Source organism: Nocardia araoensis NBRC 100135, from assembly GCF_000308435.1.
In the GTDB taxonomy this organism is placed as follows: Bacteria; Actinomycetota; Actinomycetes; order Mycobacteriales; family Mycobacteriaceae; genus Nocardia; species Nocardia araoensis.
In genome coordinates this window covers 24697-34004 of sequence record NZ_BAFR01000009.1, presented here as the reverse complement: position 1 = coordinate 34004, position 9308 = coordinate 24697, and the positions used below count along the sequence as shown (strand labels likewise).

General features: G+C 68.1%; 8 protein-coding genes. 5 read left to right on the top strand and 3 right to left on the bottom strand.

Going from position 1 to position 9308, the window contains the following annotated elements; translation table 11 throughout:
- Positions 1-103 precede the first annotated feature (103 nt).
- On the top strand, positions 104-715 hold the full coding sequence (locus ON21_RS02005) for a TetR/AcrR family transcriptional regulator (RefSeq protein ID WP_039794683.1): 612 nt from the start codon (positions 104-106) through the stop codon (positions 713-715).
- A gap of 62 nt (positions 716-777) precedes the next feature.
- Here ON21_RS02005 and ON21_RS02000 read toward each other — a convergent pair whose 3' ends face one another.
- Both ON21_RS02000 and ON21_RS01995 read right to left on the bottom strand, forming a co-directional pair.
- A complete protein-coding gene (locus ON21_RS02000; protein ID WP_039794700.1) occupies positions 778-1641 on the bottom strand; it encodes an ABC transporter permease subunit in 864 nt (287 codons plus the stop codon).
- A complete protein-coding gene (locus ON21_RS01995; protein ID WP_039794682.1) occupies positions 1638-2540 on the bottom strand; it encodes an ABC transporter ATP-binding protein in 903 nt (300 codons plus the stop codon). The genes ON21_RS02000 and ON21_RS01995 overlap by 4 nt, the downstream gene beginning before the upstream one ends.
- A gap of 190 nt (positions 2541-2730) precedes the next feature.
- Here ON21_RS01995 and ON21_RS01990 point away from each other — a divergent pair, with 190 nt between their 5' ends.
- From ON21_RS01990 to ON21_RS01980, 4 genes are all read left to right on the top strand, one after another.
- Complete coding sequence (locus ON21_RS01990; protein ID WP_063821000.1) at positions 2731-4272, top strand: sensor histidine kinase; 1542 nt, start codon at positions 2731-2733, stop codon at positions 4270-4272.
- Between the two features lie 34 nt (positions 4273-4306).
- Positions 4307-5011, top strand: coding sequence for a response regulator (locus tag ON21_RS01985; RefSeq protein WP_051020190.1), 705 nt, complete (start codon positions 4307-4309; stop codon positions 5009-5011).
- A gap of 486 nt (positions 5012-5497) precedes the next feature.
- Positions 5498-5656 carry a hypothetical protein gene (locus ON21_RS38055; protein ID WP_157170685.1) on the top strand — a complete coding sequence of 53 codons (159 nt, stop codon included), beginning with the start codon at positions 5498-5500 and terminating at the stop codon, positions 5654-5656.
- Between the two features lie 32 nt (positions 5657-5688).
- Complete coding sequence (locus ON21_RS01980) at positions 5689-6495, top strand: LLM class flavin-dependent oxidoreductase (RefSeq protein WP_039794680.1); 807 nt, start codon at positions 5689-5691, stop codon at positions 6493-6495.
- Positions 6496-6573: 78 nt separating this feature from the next.
- Here ON21_RS01980 and ON21_RS01975 read toward each other — a convergent pair whose 3' ends face one another.
- On the bottom strand, positions 6574-9129 hold the full coding sequence (locus ON21_RS01975; protein ID WP_039794679.1) for an ATP-dependent Clp protease ATP-binding subunit: 2556 nt from the start codon (positions 9127-9129) through the stop codon (positions 6574-6576).
- Between the last annotated feature and the right edge of the window lie 179 nt (positions 9130-9308).

The following is a 9308-nucleotide window of genomic DNA, read 5'->3' as shown; positions in this document are numbered from 1 at the left end:
ATTCCTCCTCAAATGGACATGATGTCCACTTCTGTCCGAGGTCGACGATACGGCCAATCTGGACAGATTGTCCACTTGCATCGGAATCGGTTACAGTCACGGCATGGAACCCCGCTCCGACCTGCTCGCCGGTCAAGGGCCGGGCCGGTCGGCGTCTGCACCGGAACGCGCGGACGCCGCACGCAACCGGGCCAAAGTGCTCGCTGCCGCCGCCGAGTTGTTCGCTACCCGAGACCCGCGCACGGTCACGATGGACGACATCGCGAAGGCCGCGGGAGTCGGCCGCGGCACCCTTTATCGGCGTTATCCGGACACCAGCTCGGTCGCGGTGGCGCTGCTGGACGAACACGAGCGAGCGCTGCAGGAGAAACTGCTTTCCGGTCCCCCGCCGCTCGGCCCCGGAGCTTCCGCCGCCCAGCGGCTGGCCGCGTTCTACGCCGCGATGGTCGAATTGCTCGACACGCACGCCCATCTGGTGCTCGGCGCCGAAATCGGCGGAGCCCGCTTCGCGACCGGCGCCTACGGATTCTGGTACGCGCATGTGCGGGGGTTGCTGGTGGCGGCGGGAATCCGCGAACCGGACGCACTGGTCGACCCACTGCTCGCACCGCTGGCAGCGGAGGTCTATCGGCAGCAACGCGAGCGCGGCTTGACCTCCGGACAGATCATCGACGCGCTGCGCGTGATCGCCGAATCCGTGCTCGGGCCCGGGTGAGTCCACCAAAACGAAACCGGCGGTGCACAACCTCCACCGCCGGTTTCGACACCCCTTGTCGCTCACACCAGATCGCGTCTGCGCATCAGCCAGATCGTGCCGACGGAGAACAGCACCAGATACCCGGCCAGCACGGCCAGCGATTCCGTTCTCGGAAGAATTTGCAGCACACCGGGTGTGGCGGGACCGTCCACGGTGCGCATCGCTCCGGCCAGCGATCCGGCCGCCGTGCCCGGCAGATGATCGGTGACCACCTCGATCGGCGCGAAGATCCCGGCGACGCCGCGCAACAGGTTCTCCACCACCAGCACCCAGACCAGGCCGAGCCCCACCGCGAGCGCTGGTCCACGCGCGATCGCTCCGATCAGCGCCCCGGCCAGCGTCCACATACCGAGAATGGCGACGCCCGTCAGAATTCCGAGCAGCGACCGATCCAGCGCGGGCAGAGTCAGCGCCTGCGACTGGGAGGCCGCGATCAGGGCGGCGACCGAGACATCGACGACGAAAGCCGTGCACACCAGCGCCACCACCACGACCGCGAGACTCACCACCACCGCGGCGATGGCCTGCACTCGCGAAGGCCCCTGCGTGAAGACGGTTTTCCAGGTTCCCCAGCCGTACCCGCTGCCCACGGTCAGCGCGCCGAGAATGAGCATCAGCGCGCCGCCGAACATGGCCATGCCTTGGGTGAACACTTCCGGCACCGCGGCGGGCAACATCTGTTGCAGCAATGCCTCGCGCGGCAGCCCGTTGGACATCCGGCTCGATTCCCCGGACGTGTAGGCCAGATAATTGAACAGATACGCGAACACGAGATTCAGCAGAATCCACGTTCCGAGAACGATCCAGAATGCCGGCCACTTTCGCAGCCGCAGCATCTCCGCCTTCGTGCTCGCGACCAGGTCCTGGATCGCCGTGCCGGTCATCGCGCCGCCTCCCATCGGGTCATCTCGAAGAACACTTCCTCCAAGGACTTTTCGTCGATCCGCAGCTCGAGCAGGTCCGCGCCCACTGCCACGACCGCACGAGCCACGGCGGGCGCGGTGACGGTGTCCGACTCGATCCGGATGCCGTTCGCGGTCAGCAGCGCCGAGCGTTCACCCACCAGCCGTCGCACCGCGGGCAGGGCCACCTCGACCGGCTCGGCCCGCACCACCAGCGACGGGTTGCCGCGCAACTGCTCGACCGTCGCTTCGGTGCGCAGCCTGCCCTGGGCGATCACGCCGACCCGGTGGCAGATCGCCTGGACTTCGCTGAGCATGTGGCTGGACAGCAGCACCGTGCGGCCCTCGGCGGCCAAAGCGGTGATCAGCTCCCGCATTTCGGCCATCCCGACGGGGTCGAGACCATTGGTCGGCTCGTCCAGGATGAGCAGGTCGGGGTTGCCCAGCAATGCCGCTCCCACGCCGAGGCGCTGCTTCATGCCCAGCGAGTAGGTGCGGTACTTGTCCTCGGCACGTCCCGCCAGCCCGACTCGCTCCAGCGCCTCCTCGACCTCAGCCCGCCCGATCCTGCGATATTCGGCGAGCACGCGCAGGTTGTCCCGGCCGGAGAGGTAGGGATAGAAACCGGGCCCCTCGATGAGCACGCCGATCCGGCGCACCACCGCGGGATCGCCTGGCCGATACCCCACGACCGTGGCCGTGCCCTCGCTGGGCCGGATCAGCCCGGCCAGCATCCGCAGGGTGGTGGTCTTGCCCGCACCGTTCGGGCCGAGGAAGCCATAGATCTCGCCGTATCCGACGCTCATGGTCACGTCGTCGACGGCGGTGTGCTCCCCGTAGCGTTTGGTCAACCCTCGGGTGACCACGATCGAATCTGCCATGCACCGAGAATCCGCCGCCGACCCGCTGCGGACATCCGTCGCCGGGCGACGATCGGCATACGTAGCTGGAACGACGGCTGAGCCCGTGGCCGTACCGGATCGGAATCGGTGCGATTACGACGAAATACGTTCCCATGCGGACGTCGAATCACGACCGGGCGCATAGGCTACGTGGGTGCGGGTGGCAGGGATGACAGATCGGAGTTCGGTCGGCTGGGACTGGGGCGTCGCGCTCGTCGTCGCCGCGGTTCAGTTGGTCGGAGGCACTTTCGCGAACATGCGGCAGACCGGAGTGCACTCCCTCGACGCGCTCGGTTACCTGCTTTTGCTGGCCGGGCCGGTGGCATTGATCTGGCGGCGCGCGCAGCCGCTGCCCGTGCTGATCGTCGTACTCGCCGTGTGCGTGGCGTATTTCCTGCGGGACTACGGGTACGGCCCGATCTTCGTCTCACTGGTCATCGCGTTTCTGACCGCCGCGAGCACCGGATCACGGTGGTGGACTTATCCGCTCGTCCCACTCGGGTATCTGGCGCTGGTCTGGCCGCTGCCCGCACTGCTCGATCGCACCGCGAATCTGTGGCAGGTGTTCGCGCTGATGGCGTGGCTTGCCGTGCTGCTGTTGGTGGCAGAGGGCATCCGGCAACGCAAGGCCGTGCTCATCGCGCGCGGTCAGCGCGCCGAGGCCGCGCGCCGGGACGAGGAAGCGCAGCGCGAGCGCCGGGCCAGCGAAGAACGACTCGCCATCGCGCGCGAACTGCACGACGTGCTCGCGCACAGCCTATCGATGATCAACGTGCAGTCCTCGGTGGCGCTGGAACTGCTCGACAAGCGCCCGGAGCAGGCGGAGACGGCGCTCACGGCGATCAAGAACGCCAGTCGCGACGCTCTGGCCGAGGTGCACGCGCTACTGCACACGATCCGTTCCGGAAGCGCACCCGCGGCGACCGGCGAGCAATCGCCCACGGCCGACCCGGAGGACACCGCAGCGGCGACCGAAGCCGAGCCGCCGCCCGCACCGCGCGCTCCCGCGCCGAGCATCAGCGACTTGGACGACCTGTTACAGCGCCCGCGCAGCACCGGACTGACGGTCACCACCCGAGTGCTCGGCAACCCGCAGCAGTTGCCCAGCGTCATCGACGTGGCGGCGGCGCGAATCATCCAGGAGTCGCTGACCAACGTGCTCCGGCACGCACCCGGCGCCGACGCCTCGGTGACCGTGCGCTACACCCCGGACTCGGTCGACATCACCGTCGACAACAGCCGCCCGACCAGTGCGCCCTCACGCTCCGGCAACGGCGGCGGCAACGGCATCATCGGCATGCGCGAGCGCACCCACGCCCTCGGCGGCGCCCTCACCGCGGGCCCGCGCCCCAGCGGCGGGTTCCGGGTGGCGGCCCGGCTGCCCACGCGGACAGCCGAACCCGGCGCGGCCGAGGTGGGCTCGGCGCCACCGGGAACGCAGGCCCGAAGCACCGGGCAAGCGGATGCGCCGAGCCGGAAGAACGCCGTATCCCGAGCACCGGACCAGCAGAGCGGCACGGCCTCGGACGCGTCCGAGCAGAGCCCCGCGGGATCGAAACCCTCGCCGCGGGGTACCGGGACATCGGACTCGACGGCCACAGAAACGTCGAACACCACCGGCCCGAGCGAACTCGAGTCGCATGTCACACCGGACCGACCCGCCGATGCGGCCGATCGACCGAGCACCTGGGCCGGGCGCGCGCAGCACTGACGGGGTGAGCCGGCCCCACGGCGGAGGAGACCCGATGCACGACCACCACGATTCGGTTCCGGCCGACACCCCAACCGGCGGCATCCGGGTGCTGGTGGCCGACGATCAGGCATTGGTGCGGGGCGGGTTCGTGGCGTTGCTGGATGCCCAGGACGGCATCGAAGTGGTCGGCGAGGCGGACAACGGCGAGCAGGCCGTACGCATGACCCGCAATCTGCGCCCCGACGTGGTGCTGATGGACATCCGCATGCCCATCCTGGACGGTCTGGCCGCCACCCGAATGATCGCCGAGGACCCGCTGCTGGCCGAGGTGCGCGTGGTCGTGCTGACCACCTTCGAGCTCGACGAGTACGTCTTCGAGGCGATGCGCTCCGGCGCGACCGGGTTCCTGGTCAAGCACACCGAACCGGCCGATCTGGTTCGCGCCGTCCGCGTGGTCGCCGCGGGCGACGCGCTGCTGTCTCCCGGTGTGACCCGCACGCTGATCGCGGAATTCTCCGCGCGCGCGAAAACGCCGCCGCCGGCCACCCTTGCCGGGCTCACCGACCGCGAACGCGAGGTGATGACGCTGGTCGCCGAGGGTCTCACCAACGCGGAGATCGGCGAACGGCTCTACCTGAGCCCGGCTACCGCCCGCACCCATGTCAGCCGCATACTCACCAAACTGCATGCCAGGGACCGCACCCAACTGGTGGTCATGGCGTACGAATCCGGACTCGTGCGCCCCGGCTGGCAGTGAGCCGCCGCCTATCGGTGCCCACCGGGCCGGACGACCTCGCCGCACTGCCATGAGAACCGGGAGCGAACGACCCGTCCTCGACCGCCGGATATCGACCGCAAGAAGGCGACCAGTCAACGAGCAAACCCGCGCCGAATTCACTGAATCCCGGTCGAACCGCCCGGCGGAACGAGCAGCGCGCTCCCTTTTGGGCGTTCTCAGTCCCGCCACTGTCACCCGGACCAGGGCACAGCCGGAGTGGAGACCGAAATACGGCCCCCTCGCGCGACGCGACAGCATAGTGTCGCACTGCCCGACTGCCCTCGATATCAGTAGAGAGCAATTTTCCAGCGAACCAAAATTTACCTACCGACCACCGTCTAGCAAATAACTGGTAAATCACTACGGGCGGTCCCCAGCACACTCCGGACATACGTATCCGAGCGTATTCCGAGTGCCGACGCGCGGCCGATGCCTCCGGCATGCCCATCAGCGCAGTCTTTCGTCATGAATATTTTCACTCGACCCGAGGCCGTGAGTTTTCTGGCCGACCACTACGACGGTGGATGGCACCCCTGGCCGCTGTTCTGGATTTTCCCCCTGCTGTTCTGGCCGACCGTCATCGCGGTGCTGGTCTTCGCCCGGCGGCGGTTCATCGGACGCTGACGAACCAGCCTTCACGATCGGGAGATTCCACCATGAGCATGACCTTCGGCATCGTTATCACCCCGCGTTCGGGAGCCGACTGGGCGCGCGGGGCAGCGGCCGCCGAGCAGCAGGGCTATCGGACGCTCCTGCTGCCCGACACCCGATTCACCCCTTCCCCGTTTCCGGCTCTCGCCGCGGCCGCTGCCGTCACCACCACCATTCGTCTGCGCCCGAACGTCCTCGCCGCACCGCTGCGCACCCCGGCCGCCACGGTCAGGGAGACCGCCGCCCTGCAATTGCTGTCGGACGGGCGTTTCGAACTCGGAATCGGCTCGGGACGGCCGGACGCCGCCGACGAAGCCCGGTGGCTCGGGGCTTCCTGGGGTTCGCCCGCGCAACGACGTGCGCATTTGGTCGCCGCCATCGCCGCCGTGCGTGCTGAAGTGAACCCCGCCCCGCCGGTCGTGGTCGCCGCCAACGGCCCCAGGATGCTGGCGACCGCGGCGGAATTCGCCGACCGCATCCTGCTGGCCGCGGGACCCGCGGCCACCGAGGCGGAGCTGGCCGAGCTGGTTTGCATCGCGCGAGAAGGCACCGACCGCGCCCTGCGCTTCACCCATCAGGTGGTCGGCATCGGGCAGCGGCTGCCGGACTGGACCGCGACGAAGCTCGGCCTGACCGCCGAGGCCCTCGCGGATGCGGGCGCGGCGGGCATGCTTCCCGCGGACCCGTCCGCCGCTGCCGCGATCCTGGAGCGGCGCCGGGACAAGTACGGCATCGATGAGGTGATCGTGCCCGGCGAACTCGCCGCCGACTTCGCACCGATCCTCGCCTACTTCGCCGACCACGATTCCTGAGCCGGGGCGACCGCGAGAAACGACGCCGGAATACGAAAAGCCCGTGCCCAGGGTGGGCACGGGCTTTCCGGTTGCGACTTACTCGCCCGAGGCGGCCTCGGTGGAGCCTTCGGTCGCGCCGGTCAGCACGACTTCGGGCTTCTCCTCGCTCGCGGCCTTGGTCAGCTTCGCCTTACCGGTGAAGGTGAACTTGGCGTCCTCGCCGGAGCCTTCGCCGTCCCAGCCCTCGACATCCACGGAGATGGTCTGGCCGGGGCCGATCTCGCCGAAGAGGATCTTCTCCGACAGCTGGTCCTCGATCTCGCGCTGGATGGTGCGGCGCAGCGGCCGGGCACCGAGCACGGGATCGAAGCCACGCTTGGCCAGCAGGTTCTTGGCGTTCGGGGTGAGCTCGATCGCCATGTCCTTGTTCTTCAGCTGCGTGGCGACGCGGCCGATCATCAGGTCCACCATCTCGACGATCTGCTCGTTGGTGAGCTGGTGGAAGACGATCACGTCGTCGATGCGGTTGAGGAACTCCGGCCGGAAGTGCTTCTTCAGCTCGTCGTTGACCTTGAGCTTCATCCGCTCGTAGTTCGAGCCCTCGTTGTTCGACTGGGTGAAGCCGAGCCCAACGGCCTTCGAGATGTCCGAGGTGCCGAGATTCGAGGTGAAGATCAGCACCGTGTTCTTGAAGTCCACGGTCCGGCCCTGGCCGTCGGTCAGGCGGCCGTCCTCCAGGACCTGCAACAGGGTGTTGTAGATCTCCTGGTGGGCCTTCTCGATCTCGTCGAACAGCACGACCGAGAACGGCTTGCGGCGCACCTTCTCGGTGAGCTGGCCGCCCTCTTCGTAGCCGACGTAGCCCGGAGGGGCGCCGAACAGCCGCGAAGCGGTGAAGCGGTCGTGGAACTCGCCCATGTCGATCTGGATGAGCGCGTCGTCGTCGCCGAACAGGAAGTTCGCCAGCGCCTTGGACAGCTCGGTCTTACCGACACCGGACGGGCCGGCGAAGATGAACGAGCCGGACGGACGCTTCGGGTCCTTCAGGCCGGCACGGGTGCGGCGGATGGCCTTGGAGACCGCCTTGACCGCGTCCTCCTGACCGATGATCCGCTTGTGCAGCTCGTCCTCCATCCGGAGCAGACGGGTGGTCTCCTCCTCGGTGAGCTTGAACACCGGGATACCGGTCCAGTTCGCCAGCACCTCGGCGATCTGCTCGTCGTCGACCTCGGCCACGACGTCCAGGTCACCCGAGCGCCACTGCTTCTCCCGCTCGGCCCGCTTGGCGACGAGCTGCTTCTCCTTGTCGCGCAGCCGCGCGGCCTTCTCGAAGTCCTGCGCGTCGATCGCGGACTCCTTCTCCCGGCGCGCCTCGGCGATCTTGTCGTCGAACTCGCGCAGGTCCGGCGGAGCGGTCATGCGACGGATGCGCATCCGCGCGCCCGCCTCGTCGATCAGGTCGATCGCCTTGTCCGGCAGGAACCGGTCGTTGATGTAGCGGTCGGCCAGGGTGGCGGCGGCCACCAGCGCGCCGTCGGTGATGGAGACCCGGTGGTGCGCCTCGTAGCGGTCGCGCAGACCCTTGAGAATGTTGATGGTGTGCTCGACGGTCGGCTCGCCCACCTGCACCGGCTGGAACCGGCGCTCCAGGGCGGCGTCCTTCTCGATGTACTTGCGGTACTCGTCGAGGGTGGTCGCGCCGATGGTCTGCAGCTCGCCGCGGGCCAGCTTCGGCTTCAGGATCGAGGCCGCGTCGATCGCGCCCTCGGCGGCGCCCGCACCGACCAGCGTGTGCAGCTCGTCGATGAACAGGATGATGTCGCCGCGGGTGTTGATCTCCTTGAGCACCTTCTTCAGGCGCTCTTCGAAGTCACCGCGGTAGCGGCTGCCCGCGACCAGGGAGCCCAGGTCGAGGGTGTAGAGCTGCTTGTCTTTCAGCGTCTCGGGGACCTCGCCGTTGACGATGGCCTGCGCGAGCCCCTCGACGACGGCGGTCTTGCCGACGCCGGGCTCGCCGATCAGCACCGGGTTGTTCTTGGTACGGCGGCTGAGCACCTGCATGACGCGCTCGATCTCCTTCGAGCGGCCGATGACGGGGTCCAGCTTGCCTTCGAGCGCGGCCTGGGTCAGGTTGCGACCGAACTGGTCGAGTACCAGCGAGGTGGACGGGGTGCCCGCCTCACCGCGCGAGCCGGATTCGACCGGCTCCTTGCCCTGGTACCCGGACAGCAGCTGGATGACCTGCTGGCGCACACGGTTGAGATCGGCGCCCAGCTTCACCAGCACCTGCGCCGCCACGCCCTCGCCCTCACGAATGAGGCCGAGCAGGATGTGCTCGGTGCCGATGTAGTTGTGGCCGAGCTGCAGCGCTTCGCGAAGGCTCAGCTCCAGCACCTTCTTGGCGCGCGGGGTGAACGGGATGTGACCGGACGGGGCCTGCTGGCCCTGGCCGATGATCTCCTCCACCTGGCTGCGCACGCCTTCCAGCGAAATGCCGAGCGACTCCAGCGACTTGGCCGCGACGCCCTCACCCTCGTGAATCAGCCCCAGCAGGATGTGCTCGGTGCCGATGTAGTTGTGGTTGAGCATCCGGGCCTCTTCCTGGGCCAGGACAACGACACGCCTCGCGCGGTCGGTGAACCTCTCGAACATCGCTCCCTCACTCTCCTGCTCCGACATTCTGGCAACAGACGCCGCAGTGTGCTGTGTACAACAACCGTGGGCGTCAGCCTGCCATGAAGCCCGGGGGTTGCGGCCCCCGCCTCCACTCTAGTTGGCGGGGGATGCCACCGCCGCCGGTCCACCCTATTGCCGACCGGCGACAGCACGGT